Origin of the sequence: Shinella sp. CPCC 101442 (assembly GCF_024704725.1) — a bacterium.
Classification (GTDB): Bacteria; Pseudomonadota; Alphaproteobacteria; order Rhizobiales; family Rhizobiaceae; genus Shinella.
In genome coordinates this window covers 109,768-134,077 of sequence record NZ_JALIQS010000005.1, presented here as the reverse complement: position 1 = coordinate 134,077, position 24,310 = coordinate 109,768, and the positions used below count along the sequence as shown (strand labels likewise).

Below are 24,310 nucleotides of genomic sequence, written 5' to 3'. Positions count from 1 at the left end.
GATCAAATTCCCTTACAAGAGGCCGCTCCCATGGTGCCCTTCTCCATCCTCGACCTGTCCCCGGTCATCGAAGGCGGCACCGTCGCCCAGTCGCTGGCCAATTCCCGCCGCCTTGCGCAGGAGGCCGAAGCTTACGGCTACAAGCGCTTCTGGCTTGCCGAGCATCATGGCATGCGCGGCATTGCCAGCGCCGCCACCTCCCTCGTCATCCAGCATGTCGCCGCCGGCACGGAAAAGATCCGCGTCGGCTCGGGCGGCATCATGCTGCCGAACCATTCACCGCTCGTCATCGCCGAGCAGTTCGGCACGCTCGAAGCACTTTTTCCCGGCCGCGTCGATCTCGGCCTCGGGCGTGCGCCGGGCACCGACATGCGCACGGCGCAGGCGTTGCGGCGCAATCTCGACAGCAGCGCCGACAATTTCCCGCAGGATGTCATCGAGCTGATGCAGCTGATGGGACCGACCAGCCCGCAGCAGAAGGTCGTGGCCATCCCCGGCGCCAACAGCAACGTGCCGGTCTGGCTGCTCGGCTCGAGCCACTATTCGGCACATCTTGCCGGCATGCTCGGCCTGCCCTTCGCCTTCGCCTCGCATTTCGCGCCGGAAATGCTGCTGACGGCGCTGGAAATCTACCGCGAGCGCTTCACGCCCTCGCAATATCTCGACAGACCGCATGCCATGGTGGGCGTGATGGGGGCCGCGGCCGATACGGATGTCGAGGCGAACCACCTCTTCACGTCGATGCAGCAATCCTTCGTGCGCCTGCGCCGCGGCACGCCGGACGCCTTCCCGCCGCCGGTCGACGATATGGATAGCTTCTGGAACGAGCAGGAGCGCATCATGGTCGAGCACACGCTGCAATATGCCGTGGTCGGCGGGCCGGAAACCATTCGGCGCCGCATCGCCGATTTCATCGACCTCACGAAGGCGGACGAACTGATCGTGTCGATGCCGATCTACGACATGGAGGCGCGGCTGAAATCGGTGCGGCTCTTTGCGGAGGCACAACAGCGCCTTGCGGTTGCCGCCTGAACGAAAAAGGCCGGGGCCTTGCGGCACCCGGCCTTTTCATGTCCGTCTCCGATCGATCAGGCCGAAAGCTTGGCCATGACTTCGTCGGAAATTTCGAAATTCGCATAGACGTTCTGCACGTCGTCGTCGTCTTCCAGCGTGTCGATGAGCTTCATCAGCGACTGCGCCTTTTCCTCGTCGACCGGCACGGTGTTCTGTGCCTTCCAGATCGCCTTGACGGTCTCGGCTTCGCCGAGCTTGTCTTCCAGCGTCTTGGAAACGTCGCCGATATCCTCGAAGCCGCAGATGATGGTGTGGCCGTCCTCGTCCGTCGTCACGTCCTCGGCACCGGCCTCGATAGCCGCGTCCATGACGGCATCGGCGGAGCCGACCGAAAGCTTGTAGGTGATCTCGCCGACGCGGTCGAAGGAGAAGGAAACCGAACCGGTTTCACCGAGCGCGCCCCCGGCCTTGGAGAAGGTCGAGCGAACGGAGGAGGCGGTGCGGTTGCGGTTGTCGGTCAACGCCTCGACGATGACGGCGACGCCGCCCGGGCCGTAACCCTCGTAGCGGATTTCTTCGTAGTTTTCGCCATCGGCGCCCGACGCCTTCTTGACGGCGCGCTCGATATTGTCCTTCGGCATCGACTGCGCCTTGGCGTTCTGGATCGCCAGACGCAGGCGGGCGTTCATGGCCGGGTCGGGCAGACCGGTCTTGGCCGCAACCGTGATTTCACGGGCGAGCTTGGAGAACATTTTCGACCGCACGGAATCCTGTTTTCCCTTGCGGTGCATGATATTCTTGAACTGTGAATGGCCAGCCATGGCACCCCTGTCTCGTTTTTGGCGCCCCTCCTCGGGTCGCCGTTCGGTTCATGGGACGTGCGGAGCGCGGGAACGCGCCAGCTTGCTGCCCCGATTTTTGGAATGCCGCCTTATAATTTCATTGTCGCGCGACGTCCAGCGGCTTCAATCGGCTCGAATGCGTGCACGGCTCAGAAGGAAAGAGTGGCCGTCGCTGCGCTCGCAGGTCAGCCCCGTGCGCTCCGAATAGCAGGTAAAAGGCCCCGCCGACCACGTCTCGCCATAGTCGACGGTCCTGTCGCCGCCGCAGCAGCCCTGATCGCCGACATTGGAGAGGACCACCGCCTTGCCGCTGCGCCCGAGCGTCGCGCGCACATATTTCGGCTCGATGCGATCGCAGGAAAGCTCCGGCCCGCCATCGACCGGCTGGTACACGGCCGTGCCGCCTTCGGGGATATAGATGCAGCCGATATTGCCCGACGGCATGACGAAGGTTTCCGCAACGCCAAGGGTGCGCGCGGGGACCTTTTCGGCGGGCTTGGTTTCCGTCTGCTTCTGTTGCGGCTTTCCGGCCTCGCCTCCCGGACCGCCCGGCGTTGGCGCGCTGCTGGCGAAAGCCACAGCGCAAGAGAGCAGGACAACACAGGCGGCAACGGGAAATCGCATCGAAGACTCCGGATCAGACGCCGGAGAGAATATGAATCGTCGGCCGTTTCGGCAAGTTGCCGATTGAAACGGTGATCGACGCGCTATCGGTCTTCACCGCATCGAACGCCTTGCCGAACATCGACAGGAACTGGCTGATCGGTGGGCCGCGCCGGTGCATGGGCAGAATGAGCGCCGAGCGCAGCCGCTGCACCACGCGGCTCATACTCTCGGCTCCCATGGTGAGCCCGCCGTCGACCGGCACCATCAGGACGTCGAGCCGGCCGATCTCGGCATATTGTTTTTCGGTGAGTTCATGATGCAGGTGACCGAGATGGCCGATGCAAAGGCCAGCCACCTCGAAGATGAAGATGGAATTGCCGTTCGGTTCCGTTGCCCCGCCCCAAGCGCGAATATCCGTCGGCACGTTGCGGATATAGGCATCACCCACCACGACATCGTGGTCGGCTCCCTCCACCGAACCATCCTTCCATCCATGCAGGACATATTCGATGCCGGGATCGGGACTGAGCGTATAGTGGCTGGAATGTGCCTTGTTCATCGTCACGACGGTCGGCAGCGCCGGCGGCTTGAACCAGCCGTTGAAGTCCGTGGCGATCGTTACGCCCGCAGGCGTCTCGATGAAGAAGGTGGAATGGCCGATATAGGTGATGCGTACCTGCTCGTTCGCCTTCGTCTGCACCTGAAGAGCCGGCACCGCCGAAAGGGTGGCGAAGGTGACCGTGGGCAGAGAACGGGCGATCATCTGGCACTGGCTGACCGGCGTTTCGGCCTGCGCAAGGGCGGGCCGCGGCGCGGTGAAGGCCGCAAGGACGGCCAGCAGCAACGAAATGAAGAGGAGATGCGGCATCGGCGGCTCCGTTCATTGATCGGCCGCGACTATGCACCCACGCCCCTGGCGGGTCGAGGCGTGCCAAGGCAGGAGGCAATCACGATCGGTTGAGCGGTTTTGCTGGAACCTTGTCTGCCCCCTCACGTTTCCCGTCCATCAACGTCAACGCTTGAGAGGAATATCCATGTCCAATCTCACCCGTGCCCGAGAAAACCCCAAGGAACAGCTTTTCGACGAGATCGACCGGATCCATGCCGGCATGCTCGGTATCGAGGGTGCCCATATGCATATGCAGCCGATGGCGCCGCAACTCGACCGGCAGGCTGCGACGATCTGGTTCTTCACCAAGACCGACGCGGAAATCGTCGAAGCCATCGTGCCCGGCTCGCGCGCGCATTTCTGCGTCGTCGGCAAGGACCACGACTACCACGCCTGCATCGCCGGCCGGATCATGGTGCGCAAGGATCCGGCAAAGGTCGACGAGTACTGGAGCTCGGTCGTCGAAGCCTGGTTCGATCACGGCAAGAACGATCCCTATCTGACCATGCTGGCGCTGGAGATCGAGGATGTCGAAATCTGGGCCTCGACCGGCAGCAAGCTGAAATTCGGCTGGGAGATCGCCAAGGCGAACTTCAACCCGGAAGACGAGCCCGACGTCGGCGTGCGCACCCACATCAACCTGACCGGCGGGTCCGCCGATCACCTGCGTCACATGCTCTGACGCTGACCACGCATGGTAGAAACGGTTATCGCCAGAACTCCGGCAACGCTTCCGCAAGACGCGGGCCGAGCCGGAGGGGCGCTACCCTTTCGGCAAGTCCCGTGCGATCGGAAATCTCGACCGCAAGACCGCAGATCGTCGCCGGCCCCGAGGCCGCCTCGAAGCGGCTTTTCGGCATTTTCGAGATGAAGCGGTTGAGCGGCTCTTCCTTGTCCATGCCGAGCGAGGAATCGTAATCGCCGCACATGCCGGCATCCGACATATAGGCGGTGCCACCGTTCAAGATCTGGCAATCGGCCGTCGGCACATGGGTATGCGTGCCGACGACGACGCTGGCGCGGCCATCGACGAAATGACCGAAGCACTGCTTCTCGCTGGTCGCTTCCGCGTGGAAATCGAAGATGATGGCATCCGCCTGTTCGCCGAGCGGGCAGGAGGCAAGGATTGCCTCGCCCGCCGTGAAGGGGTCATCGAGTTCCGGATGCATGAAGACGCGGCCCATGACGTTGGCGACGAGAACGCGCGCGCCGTTGCGGGCAATGAAGAGGTTCGCGCCGCGGCCCGGCGTGCCTGCGGGATAGTTGGCGGGCCGCAGGAACTGGTCGTGCCGGCCGGCAAAGCTGACGGCTTCCTTCTGGTCCCAGACATGATTGCCGGTCGTCACGACATCAGCGCCGGCATTGATCGTCCCAAGGAAAATCTCCTCGGTAATACCGAAACCACCGGCCGCATTCTCCCCGTTGACGACGACGAAATCCAGCTTGAAGTCGCTGATCAGGCCCGGCAGGCGCTCCCAGACGGCTGTCCGCCCGGTCTTGCCCACCATGTCGCCAAGAAAAAGAAAACGCATCTGATTGCCTTACGAAACCGGTTGGAACAAACGGAAGCCGCTTTCGGTGAGGATCGCGTCCAGCGCGACGTCATGCGGTTCCGCGGGTACTGATGCCACTTCCTGGCAGTCGAAGGCAATGCCGATGAGTTTTGGCGCATGGCCTTTTGCCGTCAGGCGGTCGATGGCGCGGTCGTAGTGCCCGGCACCATAGCCGATGCGGTGACCCGCCTTGTCGAAAGCCGAAAGCGGCACGAGCAGGATATCCGGATCGAGCACCGCAGCCTCCTCTCCAGGTCCCGTCGTGCCGAAGCCCGTCTTGACCACCGGCGCTCCCACGACGAGCTCGCGAAAGATGATTGTCTCGCGATCGAGCACCACAGGCAGGCAGAGCCGCGCGCCGCGCGTGCGCAAATGCGCCATCAGCGGACGAATGTCGGCCTCGGAACGGATCGGCCAGAAACCAGAGATCACCGTGCCGGGCGCAAACTCCAGGCGGTCGCCTGCGTGCTCCGCCATCGCAAGACTGCCCTCGATGCGCGCGTCCGGCGTCATCGCATCGCGCAGCGCCAGCCGCTCGTTGCGGATCGCTGCCTTCCTCTCCTTGAATGTCACTGTCGTCTCCGGCCTGATTTCCGCGTGCCTTATCAGCTACCAGCCGCGGAAGGCAAATTCCCTTCCTTTTGCGACACGGCAAGACATGCCCCACAATGAGACAAAGTAGCGAAAAGCCGCCTGCGGTCGTTAAGCATTGAAACAGCTTGCGCTTTGCCCCGGCCGGCCGAGCCCCTAAGCGGGACGCATGTCTTCGGAAAATGATCTTTCCCCTCTGCCCGCGCTGACCGAAATCGAAAGACGGTGCCTTTTCCTTGCCGCCCACGGCAGGACGCCGGCCGAGATCGTGCTCGAAACCGACCTGACGATGCCGCGCGTGGCGGAAGCCATGCGCGGAGCGATCGACAAGCTTGACGCCCGCAACCTCATCGGAGCGATCACACGGGCCATTCGCCTCGACCTTCTCTAAAGCCGATGTTTCACGCCGCGGCAGCGGCCTCCGCAAGCCGCAGCATCGCCAATGCCGCCCCCTCATCGGTGATCAGCGTGTTGCAGCCGATGCGGCGGATCGTGGCGCGGATGGCGGGTGCCCGGTGCGCGCCGCCCGAAACCAATACGATGTGGCGCGCCTTCTTCACCGTATCGAGATCGATCGACATGACGCGGTGGCGGATCGGATGGTCGATCGTCTGGCCCTCCGCATCGAGAAAATTGCACATCGTATCGCAGACGCAGCCCGCCGCGATCAGTTCCTCCAGCTCGTGCCGGGCAATGAAATCGCGCGAGAGCGAGCTCGCACGCGGTCCGATATCGCCGCAGCTCACCACCGCGATGTCCATGTTCTCCGCCAGGTCGAACAGGGTCCTCAGGCCGCATTTCTCGATGAGGCTGCGCTTGGTCTCGCGGGAATCGACGAGCAGCGGCGCAAGAAAGAGATAACACTCCGCCCCAAGCTGGCTCGCCAGCCGCCAGGTGTATTCGATTGGATTGATGTGGTGCGCCTCGACGACGCCGCCGAGCAGCGACACCACCTTTACCCGTTCGCGCCGTGCCGGGCGAAAACTGGCAAGCGAAGCCGTCAGCGTCCGCCCCCAGCCGACGCCGACCGTGCAATCGTCCGGAATGGCTTCCGTGAGGAACTGGCCGAGCGCGAGGCCGACACCCTTGGCGGTCGCCTCCGCACTCGCGGCCGCGGGCACCACGACGGCCTCGTCGAGGCCATAGGCCTTTTCCAGCCGCACGGCGAGCTCGACGCAGTCGCCGACGCCTTCGTTGATCCAGATCTGCACCTCCGAGCGCTTCAGCGCCTCGTCGAGCATGCGCACGACGGTGGTGCGGCTGACGCCGATCTTCTCTGCCACATCCTTCTGCGTGAGGCCCTGATTGTAATAGAGCCAGGCGGCCCTGAGCCTCAGGGCCGCCGATTCCGAATAGGCCGTATGTGTGTCGCGCCGGAGCCTGGCCACGTCGCCTCCATCTGTCTGCAATCGCTCTGAGGGCAGCTTAGCACAGCAAACCAGAAATGCGACATATGTTCAGGAGATTGTGCAAAAGTGCTTGACTTTCGCCCCTGGAAACGATGATAGTCCGCCTCAGATCAGCTGGCGCAATTCCGCCGGAAGATTGGTTGTGCCAGTGCACACGGCGGCTGAAACAGGAAGCACGGTCGCCGGGTGCGCTTTCACAGGGAACATGGAGGAGGGTCCGGCGTTTCCAAGGAAACCGGCCCGCAACAACCATTCGGGATTTCGGATATGACATCCAAGCTTGAACAACTCCGCACGATGACGACCGTCGTGGCAGACACCGGCGACATCGAAGCCGTGCGCCGCCTGAAGCCAGTCGATTGCACCACCAACCCCACCATCGTCCTGAAGGCGCTTGGCACGCCGATGTTTGCCGATACCGTCGCCGAGGCCATCCGCTGGGGCCAGTCGCAGGGCGGAAACCGTGACGGCGTCGTCTCGGCCGTTGCCGACCGTCTCGCCATCTCCGTGGGTGCCGCCCTCGCAGAGCTGGTGCCCGGACGCGTCTCGACGGAAGTCGATGCCGACCTGTCCTTCGACACAGAAGCCTCCATCGCCAAGGGCCGCGAGATCATCAAGGCCTACGAAGCGCGCGGCATTGCCCGCGACCGCATCCTCATCAAGCTCGCCTCCACCTGGGAAGGCATCCGCGCCGCGGAAGTGCTCCAGAAGGACGGCATCGACTGCAACCTGACGCTGCTCTTCAACAAGGCCCAGGCGATCGCCTGCGCCGATGCCGGCGTCTTCCTCATTTCGCCCTTCGTCGGCCGCATCCTCGACTGGCATGTCAAGGCCTCGGGCAAGACCTTCACGGCCGAGGAAGATCCGGGCGTGCTGTCGGTCCGCGCGATCTACGACTACTACAAGTCCAACGGCATCAACACGATCGTCATGGGCGCCTCCTTCCGCAACACCGGCGAGATCGAAGCGCTTGCCGGCTGCGACCGCCTGACCATCAGCCCGGCGCTGCTCGAAGAGCTCGACGCGGCAGAAGGCACGCTGGAGCGCAAGCTCTCGCCGGAGAAGTTTGCCAAGGTCTCGCCGGTCAAGGTCGACGAAAAGGCCTTCCGCTGGATGCTGAACGAAGACGCCATGGCCACCGAAAAGCTGTCCGAAGGCATCCGCGCCTTCGCGAAAGACCTCGGCAGCCTGCGCGCCATGATCGACAAGGAACTGAAGGCCGCCGCATAAGGCTTGCCGACAGCTTCGGAAAAACAAAGGCCGCCCTCGGGGCGGCCTTTGTTTTTTGCCGCTTAACCATGGAAATTCAAATGCTCCAGCCGGCCTCGCGAAGCCAGCCATGCTCGCCTAGATTACAACAAACGAGGCGGCGAAAGGGTTTTGGCATGAGGCATTTTCTGGCGGCAATCCTTGCGTTTTGCTTGGCGGGCTTCACCACGCCGGCCGCCGCCGAAGGCACCTTCCACGGCGAATGGCAGCAGGTCTCCTCGAATGCCGGCGAGTGTGCGACCTGCCGCCTCACCATTCACCAGTCCGGCACCTCGCTCCGGGTCATCGCAAACAACGACTGGAGCGCCATCGCGGAGACCTCCGGCGATGGCATGGCCGACGGCGCCGGTTTCTGGAAACGGGGGACGCGCAAGACCTATTCCGGCAAAAGCTTCGACATCAAGCTTCGCCGAAACGACGCCGACGAGTTGATCCTGCTGATGCGTATCGAGCCGATCCGCGGTCAAGGCCGCACGATCAAAGGCGTGTTCCAGCGGATCGAGCGATTGCAAATCTGAAGGGCGCTTCACCGCCACGAAAACCGGAATCCACTCTTCAGCCTCGCAGCGCTACAGAATGAAATCGCTTCCCTTCATCGCCAGACTGAGGTCGAGCTTGATGCCGAAGTCCGCCTTGCCGTCGCCATTGGTGTCGCCCAGGATGACCGTGTCCCCGGATTTGAGCACATAGCGAAGCTCGCCCGCCTTGTTGTGAAATTGTTCGGTCGCAATGAAGGTAAAGGCGTCACTCGCCCCTGTCTTCGCGTTGGCGTCGATTGCGCTCAGGTCGATCTTGTCGCCTTGCTTGCGTGAGAAATCGTCGATCGCGTCACGGTTACCGACTGCGACGGCAGCCGCTCCCTGCGCCGCGACGAAGACGAATGTGTCGGCGCCCGACCCGCCGTAAAGCTTGTCCTTGCCGCCACTGTTGCCGCCGATCAGCGTGTCGTCACCGGCACCGCCCCTCAGCGTATCGGCACCGCCCCTACCGTTCAGCGTGTTGTCTGCACGGTTGCCGACGATGATGTTGTTGAGGCCGTTGCCGGTCCCGTTGATCTCCGCAGAGCCTACGAGCGTCAGTTTCTGGATATAGGCCGAAAGGGCGTACGACACCGAAGCCCTGACGAGATCGGTCCCCTCTCCCGCCTTTTCGACGACCTTGTCTTTTGCGTTGTCGACGACATAGATGTCGTCACCCTTGCCGCCGACCATCCGGTCGGCCCCTGCCTTGCCATTGAGCACATTGTCGGCGGCATTGCCGATGATGACATTGGCAAGGCTGTTGCCCGTGCCAGAGGCCGCCGTTCCCATGAGCGTCAGATGTTCTACATTGGCGGAGAGCACGTAGCTGACCGAAGCCTTGACGAGGTCCGTGCCGGCACCCGTCCATTCGACGACCTTGTCCTTTGCATTGTCGACGACATAGATGTCACTGCCCTTACCGCCCGCCATGCGATCGGCGCCCGTTTTGCCGTCGAGCGTGTTGGCGGCGGCATTGCCGCTGATGGCATTGGCAAGGCCATTGCCCGTACCGTTGATCTTCGCCAGACCCGTCAGCTTCAGATTCTCGACATTCGCGGTGAGTGCATAGGTGATGGAGGCCCTGACGAGATCCGTGCCCTCGCCGGCCGTCTCGACCACCGTATCCCTGGCATTTTCAACGAAATAGGTGTCGTCACCCTTGCCGCCGACCATCCGGTCGGCGCCCGTCCTGCCGTTGAGCAGGTCGGCGCTGGCATAGCCATAGAGGATATCGCCATGAATGCTGCCCTTCAGGCTGTCATTGCCGGGCGTGCCCTTGAAGATGTCGGGCTCGACACCCTTGACCGTCACCGTTACGTCGGCCGTCGTCTTGCCGCCATGGCCGTCGGAAACGGTGTAGCGAATGATCACGGAGCGTGTCTCGTTCGCCGCGATGTTCTGGTTGGGCGCCGTCGTGGGATCGTAGACCAGTCGGCCGTCCGCCCGGATCGACACGCTGCCGAAGCCGGAACGGACGGACGCAGAGAGGATGCTGAGTTTGTCGCCGTCATCGTCGTAGGCGGCGGACAGCACATCGATGAGGACCGACGCGTTTTCGAACGTCCCGGCGGTGATGTTTGCCGGCAGCGCCGGCGCATCGTTGAGGTTCTTGACCGTCAGCGTGAAGACCTCGCTGACGGACAGGCCGCCCTTGTCGGTCGCAGTGACGCGCACGGAGAGCCCACCGACGTCGCTTTTGTGCGGCGTACCGGAGAAGGTGCGGGTCGCCGCGTTGAAATGCAGCCAGTCCGGCAGCGCGCCGCCGCCGGCAAGCGTGGCCTTGTAGGTGAGCGCGTCAAGCGCATCGGGATCGGCAAAGGTGCCGGCAGGCACCGTGAAGGAGAAGGGCTTTGCCTCCTGCGCCGTCTGCACCGCGATGTCCTTGCCGATCGGCGCGTCGTTCAGCCAGAAGGTTCTCTGGTATACGCCCTCCCCACGCGCCCCGTCGACGGTCCAGGTGATCACCCATCCGCCATCCGAAAGCGCCGTGATCTCCGGACTGTAGTCGTCGTCCAATCCCCCGGAACTCACCCGTGTCTTGCCGCCGTGGAGCGTGCCGTCGGCGTTGAAGACCTGCTGGTAGATGTCGGTGCTTCCCCCTGCTTCAAAATTGATCCAGGTGACCACCCATCCACCGTCCGAAAGCACCGTGATCTGCGGATCTACGCCATCGGTGGTGATAGTGGCTTCCCCACCCTGCTTTGTGCCGTTGGCATTGTAGGCTTGCTGTCGGAGGCCCTCCAATGCCAGCCAGGCGACGACCCAGCCGCCGTCCGGCAGCGCCGCCACCTCCGGCAGGCTGATCGCCACCGAGTTGACCTGGACTTCATTGCCCTGTTTCGTGCCGTTGGCGTTGTAGACCTGCTGGTTGATGCCGACTTCATCGGCGATCAGATCGGAAGACATCCAGGTAACGACCCAGCCGCCGTCCGAAAGGGCCGTGATCTGCGTGCCGATCTGGAAGTCCGCCGTATGGGTATTGACCCGCACCGCGACCCCGCGCGCCGTGCCGTTGGCATGGTAAGCCCGCTGATAGATGTCCGTGTCGAGCGGACCGGAATCAGTCGATCCCTCGGTGGACGACCACATGACGACCCAGCCACCATCCGAAAGGGCCGTGATCTGCGGCGCCAGCTGGTCGCCGCTGGTCGCTGTGTTGACCAGGATCTTGCCGCCCCGCGCCGTGCCGTCGGCACGGAAGGCCTGCTGGTAGACGTCGTAGTCGGAGGAGGCTCCTCCGGAAGGGCGCTCCCAGGTAACGACCCAGCCACCGTCCGAAAGGGCTGTGGTCTGGGCACCAAGCAAGCTCTCGGTATCGATTCGGGTTTCCGCGCCCCTGACGGCGCCGTCCGCACGATAGGCCTGCTGCCGGGCGCCACCGGAACCGAACCACGTGACGACCCAGCCACCATCCGAAAGCGCGATCACCTGCGGCCCGTACTGGTCGAGTGCCGTATAGGTGTTCACTCGTGTTTCGCCACCCTGTTTCGTGCCGTCGGCGTTATAGACCTGCTGGGAAATATCGAGGCCGGACGCGTCCGGCTTATCGGATTCCCAGGTAACGACCCACCCGCCGTCCGCAAGCCCCGTGACATGCGGAAACTGCCTGGAAGATGCCGTACCGGTATTGACCTTGCTGAGCGTGCCGCTTGTGATCACCATCGCTGCCGTTTCCCCCTGATAGCGAATTCAGCGTGGCTGCGCCTCGCGCCCCGCTGGCCATAGTCCCTCACGCAACCCTACACAGGCTTCGAAGAAACCGCATTACCCATACGAGTAGAGAAGCCGGTTTCTTCTAAAGAAAATCTGCCGGAGCCGACGGCGCCGTGACCTCATGGGATTTTGATACGCTGCGGCGGGCGTTCTACCGATCGGCAAAATGACCGTGACACATCGCATGCTGGCATGTCCTTGCCAAAGGCCTATCGGCCCACGCCGACTAAAATCTCTGGAGGAAAAGCGTATCAACACCGGCGATGGAGATCTGCGATCTGGGTGCCTACAAACTTAGTGGACAGCACATGCCCAAGCCCACGAGCCCGGCAGAGGAAAGCTGCCCTTGGATCGAGCATGGCAAGCATCTGGTTTCCACAAAGCATCCAGAAAGACGCGACTACGCAAAACTCAAGCCGCGCCTTTCTTTGCGTCCCCCGTGGACATGTCAAACTATCTCGCTTCGACCGGCAGATTGGCGTTGTCGCAAGCCGCGAAATCGATAAGCGGAAAGCCGAGCCGGACACGCTGTCCGTCCGCGAAACTGGCTGCATGCTTGTGAAGACGGAAGGGATGACGAGACTCGCCACCGTCCTCAATGACGATGACCGACCACTCTTTGTTTTCTGCGAAAAGTACAACAGAGCTACGCGACATAGCCTCACCTCCAATACCGGGGCGAAAGCTATCGAACTCTCATGGTCGCGCCCGTTGCATCGGCGACCGGTAGTGCAACCATACGCGAATATTGGCGTGTGTCTAACGAAAAGGACCCGACATCATCGCTGACACCGGGTCCTCCATCCCACCCCCGGATGGCTCTTATCTCGTGCGGCTGTAGTGCATGCGCGCCGAACCTTCCACGATCGTCCGGAACCGCGCCGGTTCGATTGAATCAATCGAATACGTCTCGATCAGGTAGCGCGCGAACGACGAGCGCGCATCCTCGTTGTCATCAAACCAGTCTTCCGCAACGATATCGTCGTAAACCTGCTTTACCGCAGACAATTCTTCCGGCTGAAGGTGCGTCGAGTGCATGGCAATCTCCCGACTTGTCAGCGAAAACATCAGCGCTTTTTTGAATGGTTGTGGCGCTCGCATGCTGCCGATACGCATAATGTAGGAGTGTGCGCTGGCTGGCGCTATTAACAAAGACATATTGCCGGTCGATCGACTGACGCTCCGAAACGCTTGAACGGGAGGGCAGACGGCGAAGTGCCTCCCGGAAATCACGATTGCCTCAGGAGCGCGCCTCAATCTGAGTGCCGTGAAACCGGCGCATGTCAAAGGGTGTTTGGCTCGACGATAAAGGCGATACTGATTTACCGTGTTTCGACCGGTCAACCTCGACACCGGCATGAAAATCGGCGTCAAAGCCTAACGCTCAGTCGAAATCATCGAAACATAAGAAAAAGTGCGATCCACGGCGACCGATGGATGTTTACGATCCTGGGTGCCTACAAACGTAGGTGGGCGCCATATGTCCAAGCCCACGGGCCTGGCCAGGGACAGCTCCCTTTGGATCGAGTATGGCCCCAGGGATTGTGGTTCCTGTCGGGAAGCGCAGACCGCATCTCACATATAGGACGAAAGCGTGTGCTTCGCCAGTGGCAATCGCGTGATGTCAGTTGACTGGCGGCTTGCCGTTCAGTTTCGCGGCCATGCCCTGGATCTGGCTCGTCAAATCGCCGAGCGCCTGGGCGATCGCCTCTTCGTTGCGCGAAACCTCGCCCATCACGCCCTCGCGCCCCTTGCGCAGCTCTTCGGCTTCCTTTTCCAGCTTGCCCAGCCGGCGCTTCACGTCGTTCAGCTCGTCCATCACCATGATGCCGGCCATGACGGTCAGGCGCAGGTCGCCGATCTCGCCGAACTGGCTTTTCAAGTGCCCGACATACTGATCGAAGCCGGCGGCGAGCTCTTCGAGATGCGCCTCCTGGCCCTCTTCGCAAGCCATGCGATAGGCCTTGCCATCGATCTGTACGGTTACCTGTGCCATGCGGATTCTTTCTGCTTGCGATTAAAGCATTTCCAGCAAAAGTGTGAAGCGGTTTGCGCCCGGAAATGCGCTACTCTAACGGTCGAGCACGGCCCGGATGGTTTCCATCGCCGTCACGAGCCGGCGGGAAACCTCTCGGTTGACCTCCTCCAGCCGGTTGGCACGGAATTCGGACTGGTCGAGTTCCTGGGCAAGCCGCGAGCGGTCGGTGTTCACCCGCCGCACTTCGCCTTCCACCTCGCCGTGATCGCGCTCTCGGTCGAAGCGCATGTCGAGCGCATTGTCGAGATTGCTGAGCGCCTTGCGAAGCTCCTCGATCGCTGCCCGAACTGTTTCCCCGTTGGTCATAAAGCCTTCACCGGCACTCTCAAAAAACGCGAATCGCCGCCGCCAGCGCCGGTTCTCTTACCTTGACAGTATTCAACTGCGGGCATGAGCGTCAACAGCGCGGCCCGCTACGCCCGAAACCCGTTGTGGATCAGCCGCTCGGCGGGTTGCAAAGCGCGCCTGCGACACCTTTTCGCAAAGGCCGCAAAAGGCGGCGGAATTGACCCGCAAAGGCCGGAAAAACGGCCGAATTCGTTGACTCCGACGGCGCACCTGCTATGTGTCTCCCGCTTCCTAACCGATGCTCCAAAAGGCATCGGGCCCAACACTCCGAAGAATACGGAACAGTCATGATCTCTCGCGAAAAACACGACCGGATGGCGAACGCAATTCGCTTCCTTTCCATGGATGCCGTGGAAAAGGCGAACTCCGGTCACCCCGGCCTGCCCATGGGCGCAGCAGACATCGCAACGGTTCTTTTCACCCGCTTTCTCTCCTTCGATCCGAAGACGCCGTCCTGGCCGAACCGCGACCGCTTCGTGCTGTCGGCCGGCCACGGCTCGATGCTCCTCTACTCGCTGCTCTATCTGACGGGCTACGAGGACATCACGATCGACGAGATCAAGAATTTCCGCCAGCTCGGCTCGCGCACCGCGGGTCACCCGGAATACGGCCACGCCGCCGGCATCGAGACGACCACCGGTCCGCTCGGCCAGGGCATTGCCAATGCCGTCGGCATGGCGATTGCCGAGCGCAAGCTGCGCGACGAATTCGGCGCCGACCTGATGGAGCATTACACCTACGCCATCGTGGGTGACGGCTGCCTCATGGAAGGTATCAGCCAGGAAGCACTCTCGCTCGCCGGCCACCTGAAGCTCAACAAGCTGATCGTGTTCTGGGACGACAACAACATCTCGATCGACGGCCCGATCTCGATTGCCGACTCGACCGACCAGCACGCCCGCTTCCGCGCCTCGCACTGGCACACGATCGCCGTCGACGGTCATGATCCGGAGGCGATCGCTGCCGCCATCGAAGAAGCCCAAAAGTCCGACAAGCCGACCCTGATCGCCTGCAAGACGACCATCGGTTTCGGTGCGCCGAACAAGGCCGGCACGCACAAGGTGCACGGTTCGCCGCTCGGTGCGGAAGAAATCGCCGCCACCCGCAAGGCGCTGAACTGGGAATCGGAAGCCTTCGTGGTTCCGTCCGACGTGCTCGACGCCTGGCGCCTCGCCGGTCTTCGTTCGACCAAGGCCCACAAGGAATGGGACGCCCGCCTCGAAAAGACGGACGCCGAGAAGAAGGCGCAGTTCGTCCGCCGCTTCGCCGGCGACCTCGAAAGCGGCCTCGATTCGGCCATCTCCGCCTACAAGAAGAAGCTTGCCGAAACCAAGCCGAACCCGGCGACCCGCAAGGCCTCCGAAGACGCGCTGGAAGTCATCAACGGCGTGCTGCTCGAAACCATCGGCGGCTCGGCCGACCTGACCGGCTCGAACAACACCAAGACGAGCCAGACCAAGTCGATCACGCCGACCGACTTCTCCGGTCGTTACATCCACTACGGTGTTCGCGAGCACGGCATGGCTGCCGCCATGAACGGCATGGCGCTGCATGGCGGCCTCATCCCCTACTCCGGCGGCTTCCTGATCTTCTCGGACTATTGCCGTCCGTCGATCCGCCTTGCTGCGCTGATGGGTATCCGCGTCATCCACGTCCTGACGCACGATTCCATCGGTCTTGGTGAAGACGGCCCGACGCACCAGCCGGTCGAGCACATGGCGGCACTGCGCGCCATCCCGAACCTGCTCGTCTTCCGCCCGGCCGACGCCACGGAAACGGCAGAGTGCTGGCAGCTTGCGCTCGAGAGCCACAACCGCCCGTCGGCGATTGCGCTCACCCGCCAGAACCTGATGCCGGTGCGCCTGGAATACGAGGAAGAAAACCTTTCGGCGCGCGGTGCCTACGATCTCGTCTCGGCAAGCGACGCCAAGGTCACGATCTTCGCCTCCGGCTCGGAAATCGAGATCGCGGTGAAGGCCCAGCAGGCGCTGTCGGCCAAGGGCATCTCGACCCGCGTGGTTTCCGTTCCCTGCGTCGAGCTCTTCGCCGAGCAGCCGGAAGCCTACCAGCAGGCCGTCATCGGCAACTCGCCGGTCAAGATCGCCGTCGAAGCCGGCATCCGCCAGGGCTGGGATCACTTCATCGGTTCGGACGGCATCTTCGTCGGCATGTCCTCCTTCGGCGCCTCGGGTCCCTACAAGGAACTCTACAAGCATTTCGGCATCACGCCGGAAGCTGTCGTCGCCGCTGCGGAAGCCAAGCTCGCCTGATTGTCTGTCGGGCGCGGCCTCCCGTCGCGCCCTGACGTCGCCTAGAGATTATCCATAGGGAGAGACCCCACATGACTGTGAAAGTTGCCATCAACGGTTTTGGCCGCATCGGCCGTAACGTGCTCCGCGCCATCGTCGAGTCCGGCCGCACCGATATCGAAGTCGTCGCCGTCAACGACCTCGGCCCGGTCGAGACCAACGCGCACCTCGTTCGCTACGATTCCGTCCACGGCAAGTTCCCCGGCACCGTCACCGTTTCCGGCGACACGATCGACGTCGGCCGTGGCCCGATCCGCGTCACCGCCATCCGCGATCCGAAGGAACTGCCGTGGAGCGATGTCGACATCGCGCTCGAATGCACCGGCCTGTTCACGACGAAGGAAAAGGCTGGCGCGCATCTCGCCAACGGCTCCAAGCGCGTCATCGTCTCCGCACCGTGCGACAATGCCGACAAGACGATCGTCTTCGGCGTCAACCACAACACGCTGACCAAGGATGACCTGGTCATCTCGAACGCGTCGTGCACCACGAACTGCCTGGCGCCGGTCGCCTACATTCTCGACAAGGCCTTCGGCATCGAGAAGGGCTACATGACGACGATCCACTCCTACACGGGTGACCAGCCGACGCTCGACACCATGCACAAGGACCTGTACCGCGCCCGCGCCGCAGCCCTGTCCATGATCCCGACCTCGACGGGCGCTGCCAAGGCCGTCGGCCTCGTGCTGCCGCAGCTCGCCGGCAAGCTCGACGGTTCGGCCATCCGCGTTCCGACCCCGAACGTCTCGGTCGTCGACCTGAAGTTCGTGCCGTCGCGCAATGTCACGGCCGACGAAGTCAACGCTGCCATCAAGGCCGCCGCCGAAGGCGAACTGAAGGGCATCCTCGACTACGTCACGGGCCCGCTCGTCTCGATCGACTTCAACCATGACAGCCACTCCTCGAACTTCGCTGCCGACCAGACCAAGGTTCTCGACGGCAACCTCGTTCGCATCCTGTCCTGGTACGACAACGAATGGGGCTTCTCGAACCGCATGTCCGACACGGCTGTTGCCCTCGGCAAGCTGATCTAAGCAAAAATGCGAAACACCCGGGCAGCGATGTCCGGGTGTTTTTTCTTGACCAGACACCAGACTTTCGGAGCCGCGCCATGACCTTCAAGACCCTCGACAACCTCACCGACATCACCGGCAAGCGCGTGCTCGTCCGCGTCGATCTCAACGTGCCGGTCAAGGACGGCAAGGTAACGGACGCAACCCGCATCGAGCGCGTCGCCCCGACCATTCTCGAACTGTCGAAGAAGGGCGCCAAGGTCATCCTGCTCGCCCATTTCGGCCGCCCGAAGGGTGAGGTCGTCGCCGACATGTCGCTGGAGCAGATCCTGCCGGCGGTGAACGAGGTGCTCGGCACGAAGGTGCATTTCGCCTCCGACTGCGTCGGCGAGACGGCCGCGGCCGCCATCGCAGCGCTCGACAACGGCGGCATCCTGCTCCTCGAAAACACCCGCTTCCACAAGGGTGAAGAGAAGAACAACCCCGATTTCACCGCAGCGCTCGCCGCCAACGGCGACCTCTATGTCAACGATGCCTTTTCCGCCGCGCACCGCGCGCATGCCTCGACCGAAGGCCTCGCCCATCTGCTGCCCGCCTATGCCGGCCGCACCATGCAGGCGGAACTCGAAGCGCTGGAAAAGGGCCTCGGCAACCCGAACCGCCCGGTCGTCGCCATCGTCGGCGGTGCCAAGGTCTCCACCAAGATCGATCTCCTCATGAACCTCGTGAAGAAGGTCGATGCGCTGGTCATCGGCGGCGGCATGGCGAACACCTTCCTCGCCGCCCGCGGCACCGATGTCGGCAAGTCGCTCTGCGAGCATGATCTTGCCGAAACCGCCAAGCAGATCATGATCGAGGCTGCGACCGCGACCTGCGCCATCGTGCTGCCGGAAGACGGCGTCGTCGCGCGCGAATTCAAAGCCAATGCCAAAAACGAAGTGGTCGACGTCAACGCCATTCCGGCCGACGCCATGATGCTCGATGTCGGCCCGAAGACCATCGAAGCCGTCAATACGTGGATTTCCCGCGCTTCGACGCTCGTCTGGAACGGCCCGCTTGGCGCTTTCGAAATCGCCCCCTTCGACACCGCGACGGTGTCGGCCGCCAGGCACGCGGCCGCTGAGACCAAGGCCGGCAAGCTCGTCTCCGTCGCCGGCGGCGGCGATACGGTGGCAGCCCTCAACCATGCCGGCGTCGCCGACGATTTCACCTATGTCTCGACGGCCGGCGGTGCGTTCCTGGAATGGATGGAAGGCAAGCCGCTTCCGGGCGTCGACATCCTGCGCCAGCAGAAATAACGGCGGGGGACTTGCGCTTCGTCACGGATCGCCTACATTTCCAGTCAGTATCAACGAACAGAAAGGAAGGTGATCCAATGTCTAATGAGATTTCGGTCTTGGCTTCGGGCATGGGAATTGTGGTGAATGAAACGAGGCAGCCCTCGTTCTGACCCCACCTTCCTGCGGGCCCAAAGGCCCGGGTCCACGCCGGACCAAACCTCATGGGGGCCACCTTCGGGTGGCCCTTTTGCGTTTCAGTCCATGCCCGGCGCCTATGGCCGGATGAGTACCGTCAGCATCATCAACGCAATGGCGACGACCGCGATCTTCCAGAAATCCGCGCGCCGTCTCAACCCCGGCAGGCCGATGGGGCGGATGAGATGCAGCAGCATGACGGCGAGCAGGAGGACAGGGAGGATTTTCGACATGGTGGCCTTTCCTGGCCCTTCCTGTCACACCTCAGACACTTTTCCAAGCGATCAGCGCAAGGGTTGAAAATCATGCGCCATGTCGCCTTTGCATCTGGCAATCGGCGTGAGGCGCGCTATTCCTATTGCATCGGCGAACCTGCGGAAATCACATGCGCAATAACCTCATATCCGTCTTCGCACTGCTCATGGGCACGCTGTTCCTGTTCCTCGGGAACGGCCTGCACGGCCTGCTGCTTCCCATGCGCGGCGCCTTTGAAGGCTATGAGACCACGATGCTCGGCCTGCTCGGCACGTCCTGGGCCTCCGGCTTCGTTCTTGGTTGCCTGCTCGCACCGACCATCGTCAAGCGCATCGGCCATGTGCGCGCCTTTTCCGGCTTCGCCTCGCTCATCGCCATCATCGCGCTCCTGAGCGGTATTCTGGTCGATCCCGTCTGGTGGATCGTGCTGCGTGCCGTGACGGGCTTCTCGATTGCCGGCACCTCGATGATCATCGAGAGCTGGTTGAACGAACGCGCCACCAACGAGAGCCGTGGCCTGATCTTTTCCCTCTACATCGCCATCACATTGATCGGCACCGTCGGCGGCCAGATGACGGTGGCGCTTGGCGACGTGACGACGCCGATCCTCTTCATGTTCGCCGGCATTCTCTACTGCTTCGCCATGCTGCCGACGACGCTCTCCACCGCGGCCTCGCCGCAGCCGCTGAAGCAGGTGCGCCTCGATATCCCGGCACTCTTCCGCACCTCGCCGATCGCCTGTGTCGGCATCGTGCTGATCGGCATTTCCAACGGCGCCTTCGGCACGCTCGGCGCCGTGTTCGGCGCCCAGGTCGGGCTTTCCTCCAGCATGATCGCGACCATGATGAGCGTGGCGATCTTCGCCGGCGCCGTCATGCAGTTGCCGGCCGGCCGCATGTCCGACCGGATCGACCGGCGCATGGTGCTCGCCGCGCTCTCGGCCGTGGCCGCCGCCGCCGGACTTGCCCTCTTCGTCTTCCAGCCGGCCAACGTGACCGTGCTGCTGGTGCTGACCGCCCTTTACGGTGCGATGGCCAACGCGCTCTACCCGATCGCCGTGTCCCACGCCAACGACTTCGCCAGCCCCGAAGACTTCGTGAAGGTCTCCGGCGGCCTGCTTCTCCTCTACGGCATCGGCACGATCATCGGCCCCACGCTCGGCGGCCCGATCATGTCGGCCATCGGCCCCTATGCACTGTTCCTCGTCACCTGCTGGGCGCATATCCTGATCACCGCCTACGCCATTTTCCGCAGCCAGCGCCGCGCCGCAAAGCCGGCCGAAATGCGCGATGCCTATACGACGATCAACCCCGGCACGCTGATGACGCCGGAAAGCCTCCAGCTTTCACCGCGCGCCCTGCCCCAGCAGCAGGCCGCTGCCGACGAGCAACAGGGGAATGAGACCGCATGAGCCTCTTCGATGACGACCGCCCGCTGAAGAAGACAGTCCATGACATCGGCAGTGACCTCTCGCTGCTTTCGGTCGACGAGCTTTCCGCGCGAATCGACCTCCTCAAGGCCGAAATCGTGCGTCTCGAATCGGAGAAGGCAAAAAAGGGCGCCAGCCGCTCGGCGGCGGAAAGCCTGTTCCGCTAGAGCCTTTCCAGCCGAAGCGAGACCGCTTCGGCGTCGGACAATGCGCCAAAAAACCGGCGCATATTGCCGCAGCCTTGCCGAAAAAACACAGAACAAGGCAAAACAACAATAGAGTTAACCGGCCATTAAGCCTTACACGTTATTACTTGCCTATCCGGTCCTTCCGGGTTCAGACATTTTCGCCCTTTGGGGTATCGGTCTGATTTTTCTCCCTGTTTTACCTTGAGAGCCGCTTTCCGCGGCTCTTTTTTTATTTGCGCGCGCATCCTCCTGTGCACTGTCCCGAAAGAATTGTGGAGATTAACCCTTTATTAAGAATGCCCTTGCGCGAATTAGGTTATGGGATCATCCTCAAGACATAAAAGGCGGCTCGGAACCGAATGAGCCGATCCTCCATTACCTGCAAGTCGTGCGTTCAACAGGGATAAAACCATGTCCGAAAGAGGATTGAATACCGTCAGCTTTGCTGGCCACGTTGCGTCGTCGGCGCAATTCAAGTCCCTGTACGCTGAGGGCATGGGTCTCGTCGAGGAAACCGCGAGCTATCTCGACGGCGTCGGCCGCCAGGCCTCCAAGGTCTTGCCCCGCATGGCCTCGGTGCTCTATGCGGCAGAATCGATGCGGCTGACCACCCGCCTGATGCAGATGGCCTCCTGGCTGCTGCTCCAGCGCGCCGTCAACAATGGCGAGATGAGCCGCGACCAGGTGCTGTCGGAAAAGAACAAGGTCCGTCTCGACAGCTTCAACGTCGACAAGACCGCGCCCGGCTGGAACGACCTGCCGGAAGCCTTCCGCGACCTCATCGAACGCTCGCTGCGCCTGCAGAACCGCATCGCCCTGCTCGACCGCGAAATCTACCGTCCGCAGGACGTCCAGGCCTTCGCACCTGACAACCAGAACAGCGTGCAGGCCCAGATCAACCTGCTGCAGACCGCTTTCGGCAACAGCTGAGCGGGAAAGACAGAACGCAGATTGAAACCCGGCTTCGGCCGGGTTTTTTGTTTCGAGAATCAGCGGGACTGCAGGCAACAAAAAACCCGGCCGGAGCCGGGTTCTTCAAAACCGTCTGCGAAGCGCAGATTAGAGGCCGAGGCCTTCGAAGCGCTTCTTGAACTTGGAAACGCGGCCGCCACGGTCCAGCATCTGCTGGTTGCCGCCGGTCCAGGCCGGATGCGACTTCGGATCGATTTCGAGGTTCATCGTTGCGCCTTCCGAACCCCATGTCGAGCGGGTTTCGTACGTGGTGCCGTCGGTCATGACGACCTTGATGACGTGGTAGTCGGGATGGATATCAGCCTTCATGACACTCTTCCTGCCTGTTCCGGGGGCCATTTGTCGCAACGCATTGCGGCAGCGGGGCCAAAGACGTAAATGAAGCCGCGGCCGGTCGGACCTGCGGCTTCCCAATTCGATGGCGAGCCTATACATGAAGGCCGTCTGGATAACAAGAGCCGAAAGACAATTCGTGCCGCAAGGCGCTGGAAACGGGGGTATGGTGTCCACAGACAGAGAACAGGCCGCGCAGGAAAAGCCCGCGCGTAAAAATATTCGTCCGCTGGGCAGGCTCACTCCCTATATCCGCCGCTATCGAGGCCTCGTCTGTGGGGCTCTGGCCGCATTGGTCATGGCCGCCGTCACCACGCTGGCGCTGCCGATCGCCGTGCGCCGCATGATCGACCATGGCTTCTCGGGGGCCGATGCCGGCTTCATCGATACCTATTTCACCATGCTCTTCGCGCTGGCCGGGCTGCTCGCGCTGGCAAGCGCCATGCGCTACTACTTCGTCATCACGCTCGGCGAACGGATCGTCGCCGATCTCCGCCGCGAGGTCTTCGCCCATGTGACGCGGCTGTCGCCCGCCTTCTTCGACGTCAACCAGTCCGGCGAGATCGTCTCGCGGCTGACGGCCGACACGACGCAGATCAAATCCGCCGTCGGCGCCACCGCCTCCGTGGCCCTGCGCAACCTCATCCTGTGTCTCGGCGCCATCGCCATGATGCTCTATACGAGCCCGAAGCTCTCCAGCCTCGTCATCGGCGCTATCCCGATCATCGTCTTCCCGCTTGTCGCCTTCGGCCGCTCGGTGCGCCGTCGCTCGCGCGAGGCGCAGGACACGCTCGCCGCCGCCTCGGCCTATGCCGGGGAGGCGATCGGCGCGGCACGCACGCTACAGGCCTTCAATGCGGAAGAGGCGGCACGCACCCGCTTCTTCGGCGCCGTCGAAAGCGCCTATGAAGCCGCCCGCTCCGCCATCCGCGCCCGTTCGCTGCTGACCGGCTTTGCCATCGCCATGATCTTCGGCTCCGTCGTTGCCGTCCTGTGGTTCGGCGCACAGGACGTGCTTTCAGGAACGATGTCGGCCGGCACGCTCGGACAGTTCCTGCTCTACGCCGTCTTCGCCGCCGGCAGCCTTGGTGCGCTTTCGGAAGTCTGGGGCGAACTCTCGCAGGCCGCAGGCGCCGCCGAGCGCCTGACCGAACTGCTCGCCGAAAAGCCTGCCATTGCAGCCCCCGCCAATCCCGTCGCGCTGCCCGTGCCCTCGCGCGGCGAACTGGCTTTCGAGGACGTGCATTTCTCCTATCCCGCCCGTCCCGGCTACCGCAGCATCAACGGCCTGTCCTTCAGCGTGAAGCAGGGCGAGACCGTCGCCGTCGTCGGCCCGTCGGGCGCCGGCAAGAGCACGATCCTGTCGCTGGTGGAACGCTTCTACGATCCCGATACCGGCACCGTGCGGCTTGACGGCGTGGATCTGCGCACCACCGATCCCGAGGAACTTCGCCGCCGCATGGCGCTGGTGCCGCAGGATGTCACCATCTTCGCCGCGACGATCCGCGACAACATCGCCTTCGGCATGGAGAATGTGGGCGACGAGGCCATCCGCGCCGCCGCCCGCGCCGCGCAGGCGGAAGAGTTCATCGAGCGGCTCGACAAGGGTTATGACACGATGGTCGGGGAACGGGGCGTCACGCTCTCCGGCGGCCAGCGCCAGCGCATCGCCATTGCCCGCGCCATCCTCAAGGACGCACCGCTGCTGCTGCTCGACGAAGCCACGTCGGCGCTTGACGCCGAAAGCGAGACCCTGGTGCAGAAAGCGCTCGACGGCCAGATGGGTAAGCGCACGACGATCGTCATCGCCCACCGCCTCGCGACCGTGCTCAAGGCCGACCGCATCCTCGTCATGGAAGCCGGCCGGATCGTTGAGGAAGGCACGCATCAGTCGCTGATCCGGGACGGCGGGCTCTATGCACGCCTCGCCCGGCTGCAGTTCGACCATGGCGGCCAGGCGTTCCTCGGAGAGGATCGCGCGGCGGGCTGACCGGTTCGCCCTTGCCACGAGAGGCTGGCGCCCTATCCTGAGTGTCGGACCCA

Annotated in this window: 25 protein-coding genes and 1 other RNA gene; 12 read left to right on the top strand and 14 right to left on the bottom strand. The window is 62.8% G+C overall.

Annotated features, from left to right (window positions below):
- Nucleotides 1-30 precede the first annotated feature (30 nt).
- Nucleotides 31-1,032, top strand: coding sequence for an LLM class flavin-dependent oxidoreductase (locus MUO32_RS19695; protein ID WP_257950088.1), 1,002 nt, complete (start codon nt 31-33; stop codon nt 1,030-1,032).
- Between the two features lie 56 nt (nt 1,033-1,088).
- On the opposite strand, the gene MUO32_RS19690 is transcribed toward MUO32_RS19695, so the two are convergent.
- From MUO32_RS19690 to MUO32_RS19680, 3 genes are all read right to left on the bottom strand, one after another.
- On the bottom strand, nt 1,089-1,835 hold the full coding sequence (locus MUO32_RS19690; protein ID WP_257950087.1) for a YebC/PmpR family DNA-binding transcriptional regulator: 747 nt from the start codon (nt 1,833-1,835) through the stop codon (nt 1,089-1,091).
- 144 nt (nt 1,836-1,979) lie between these two features.
- On the bottom strand, nt 1,980-2,480 hold the full coding sequence (locus MUO32_RS19685; RefSeq protein ID WP_257950086.1) for a hypothetical protein: 501 nt from the start codon (nt 2,478-2,480) through the stop codon (nt 1,980-1,982).
- A gap of 13 nt (nt 2,481-2,493) precedes the next feature.
- Nucleotides 2,494-3,330 (bottom strand): MBL fold metallo-hydrolase, encoded by an 837-nt coding sequence (locus MUO32_RS19680; protein ID WP_257950085.1) that lies wholly within the window; start codon nt 3,328-3,330, stop codon nt 2,494-2,496.
- A gap of 166 nt (nt 3,331-3,496) precedes the next feature.
- Here MUO32_RS19680 and MUO32_RS19675 point away from each other — a divergent pair, with 166 nt between their 5' ends.
- Nucleotides 3,497-4,033, top strand: coding sequence for a pyridoxamine 5'-phosphate oxidase family protein (locus MUO32_RS19675; RefSeq protein WP_257950084.1), 537 nt, complete (start codon nt 3,497-3,499; stop codon nt 4,031-4,033).
- A gap of 25 nt (nt 4,034-4,058) precedes the next feature.
- Here MUO32_RS19675 and MUO32_RS19670 read toward each other — a convergent pair whose 3' ends face one another.
- Together MUO32_RS19670 and MUO32_RS19665 are read right to left on the bottom strand one after the other, a co-directional pair.
- Nucleotides 4,059-4,883, bottom strand: a complete 825-nt coding sequence (locus MUO32_RS19670; protein ID WP_257950083.1) for a YmdB family metallophosphoesterase — start codon at nt 4,881-4,883, stop codon at nt 4,059-4,061.
- A gap of 9 nt (nt 4,884-4,892) precedes the next feature.
- Nucleotides 4,893-5,477 carry a 5-formyltetrahydrofolate cyclo-ligase gene (locus tag MUO32_RS19665; RefSeq protein ID WP_257950082.1) on the bottom strand — a complete coding sequence of 195 codons (585 nt, stop codon included), beginning with the start codon at nt 5,475-5,477 and terminating at the stop codon, nt 4,893-4,895.
- Nucleotides 5,478-5,664: 187 nt separating this feature from the next.
- On the opposite strand from MUO32_RS19665, the gene MUO32_RS19660 reads away from it, so the two are divergent.
- Complete coding sequence (locus MUO32_RS19660) at nt 5,665-5,886, top strand: transcriptional regulator (RefSeq protein WP_257950081.1); 222 nt, start codon at nt 5,665-5,667, stop codon at nt 5,884-5,886.
- Nucleotides 5,887-5,896: 10 nt separating this feature from the next.
- On the opposite strand, the gene MUO32_RS19655 is transcribed toward MUO32_RS19660, so the two are convergent.
- Nucleotides 5,897-6,883, bottom strand: a complete 987-nt coding sequence (locus MUO32_RS19655) for a sugar-binding transcriptional regulator (RefSeq protein WP_257950080.1) — start codon at nt 6,881-6,883, stop codon at nt 5,897-5,899.
- 288 nt (nt 6,884-7,171) lie between these two features.
- Between MUO32_RS19655 and tal the strand changes: the two genes are divergently transcribed.
- Nucleotides 7,172-8,134: a transaldolase gene (gene tal / locus MUO32_RS19650; RefSeq protein ID WP_257950079.1), complete on the top strand. Its 963-nt coding sequence runs from the start codon at nt 7,172-7,174 to the stop codon at nt 8,132-8,134.
- Nucleotides 8,135-8,214: 80 nt separating this feature from the next.
- Nucleotides 8,215-8,691, top strand: coding sequence for a hypothetical protein (locus MUO32_RS19645; RefSeq protein WP_257950078.1), 477 nt, complete (start codon nt 8,215-8,217; stop codon nt 8,689-8,691).
- 51 nt (nt 8,692-8,742) lie between these two features.
- Here the strand turns inward: MUO32_RS19645 and MUO32_RS19640 are convergent, their stop codons facing one another.
- From MUO32_RS19640 to MUO32_RS19615, 6 genes are all read right to left on the bottom strand, one after another.
- Nucleotides 8,743-11,856: a putative Ig domain-containing protein gene (locus MUO32_RS19640; protein WP_257950077.1), complete on the bottom strand. Its 3,114-nt coding sequence runs from the start codon at nt 11,854-11,856 to the stop codon at nt 8,743-8,745.
- A 504-nt stretch (nt 11,857-12,360) separates the two neighbouring features.
- On the bottom strand, nt 12,361-12,564 hold the full coding sequence (locus MUO32_RS19635; RefSeq protein ID WP_257950076.1) for a hypothetical protein: 204 nt from the start codon (nt 12,562-12,564) through the stop codon (nt 12,361-12,363).
- Between the two features lie 165 nt (nt 12,565-12,729).
- The gene (locus MUO32_RS19630) at nt 12,730-12,945 is read right to left on the bottom strand and encodes a hypothetical protein (RefSeq protein WP_257950075.1); all 216 of its coding nucleotides are present in this window, start codon (nt 12,943-12,945) and stop codon (nt 12,730-12,732) included.
- Between the two features lie 376 nt (nt 12,946-13,321).
- A non-coding RNA gene (ssrS, locus tag MUO32_RS19625) (6S RNA) lies at nt 13,322-13,480 on the bottom strand.
- A 51-nt stretch (nt 13,481-13,531) separates the two neighbouring features.
- Nucleotides 13,532-13,903: a cell division protein ZapA gene (locus tag MUO32_RS19620; protein WP_257950074.1), complete on the bottom strand. Its 372-nt coding sequence runs from the start codon at nt 13,901-13,903 to the stop codon at nt 13,532-13,534.
- 75 nt (nt 13,904-13,978) lie between these two features.
- Nucleotides 13,979-14,251 (bottom strand): DUF4164 domain-containing protein, encoded by a 273-nt coding sequence (locus tag MUO32_RS19615; protein ID WP_257950073.1) that lies wholly within the window; start codon nt 14,249-14,251, stop codon nt 13,979-13,981.
- Between the two features lie 329 nt (nt 14,252-14,580).
- On the opposite strand from MUO32_RS19615, the gene tkt reads away from it, so the two are divergent.
- The 3 genes from tkt (at nt 14,581) to pgk (ending at nt 18,913) form a co-directional block, all read left to right on the top strand.
- The gene (gene tkt / locus MUO32_RS19610; RefSeq protein WP_257950072.1) at nt 14,581-16,563 is read left to right on the top strand and encodes a transketolase; all 1,983 of its coding nucleotides are present in this window, start codon (nt 14,581-14,583) and stop codon (nt 16,561-16,563) included.
- Between the two features lie 71 nt (nt 16,564-16,634).
- Entirely contained in the window at nt 16,635-17,636 is a 1,002-nt protein-coding gene (gene gap / locus MUO32_RS19605; RefSeq protein ID WP_069061198.1) for a type I glyceraldehyde-3-phosphate dehydrogenase, read from the top strand.
- 77 nt (nt 17,637-17,713) lie between these two features.
- Nucleotides 17,714-18,913, top strand: coding sequence for a phosphoglycerate kinase (gene pgk / locus MUO32_RS19600; protein WP_257950071.1), 1,200 nt, complete (start codon nt 17,714-17,716; stop codon nt 18,911-18,913).
- Between the two features lie 254 nt (nt 18,914-19,167).
- On the opposite strand, the gene MUO32_RS19595 is transcribed toward pgk, so the two are convergent.
- On the bottom strand, nt 19,168-19,323 hold the full coding sequence (locus MUO32_RS19595) for a hypothetical protein (protein WP_244762403.1): 156 nt from the start codon (nt 19,321-19,323) through the stop codon (nt 19,168-19,170).
- Nucleotides 19,324-19,475: 152 nt separating this feature from the next.
- On the opposite strand from MUO32_RS19595, the gene MUO32_RS19590 reads away from it, so the two are divergent.
- The 3 genes from MUO32_RS19590 to MUO32_RS19580 all read left to right on the top strand — a co-directional run bounded on the left by MUO32_RS19590 (nt 19,476) and on the right by MUO32_RS19580 (nt 21,892).
- Complete coding sequence (locus tag MUO32_RS19590) at nt 19,476-20,756, top strand: MFS transporter (RefSeq protein WP_257950070.1); 1,281 nt, start codon at nt 19,476-19,478, stop codon at nt 20,754-20,756.
- Entirely contained in the window at nt 20,753-20,941 is a 189-nt protein-coding gene (locus tag MUO32_RS19585; RefSeq protein WP_257950069.1) for a DUF1192 domain-containing protein, read from the top strand. Before MUO32_RS19590 ends, MUO32_RS19585 begins: the two co-directional genes overlap by 4 nt.
- Before the next feature lie 432 nt (nt 20,942-21,373).
- Complete coding sequence (locus MUO32_RS19580) at nt 21,374-21,892, top strand: DUF1465 family protein (protein WP_257950068.1); 519 nt, start codon at nt 21,374-21,376, stop codon at nt 21,890-21,892.
- A 129-nt stretch (nt 21,893-22,021) separates the two neighbouring features.
- On the opposite strand, the gene rpmE is transcribed toward MUO32_RS19580, so the two are convergent.
- Entirely contained in the window at nt 22,022-22,243 is a 222-nt protein-coding gene (gene rpmE / locus MUO32_RS19575; RefSeq protein ID WP_257950067.1) for a 50S ribosomal protein L31, read from the bottom strand.
- Between the two features lie 190 nt (nt 22,244-22,433).
- Here rpmE and MUO32_RS19570 point away from each other — a divergent pair, with 190 nt between their 5' ends.
- Nucleotides 22,434-24,257: an ABC transporter transmembrane domain-containing protein gene (locus MUO32_RS19570; RefSeq protein WP_257950066.1), complete on the top strand. Its 1,824-nt coding sequence runs from the start codon at nt 22,434-22,436 to the stop codon at nt 24,255-24,257.
- Nucleotides 24,258-24,310 lie beyond the last annotated feature (53 nt).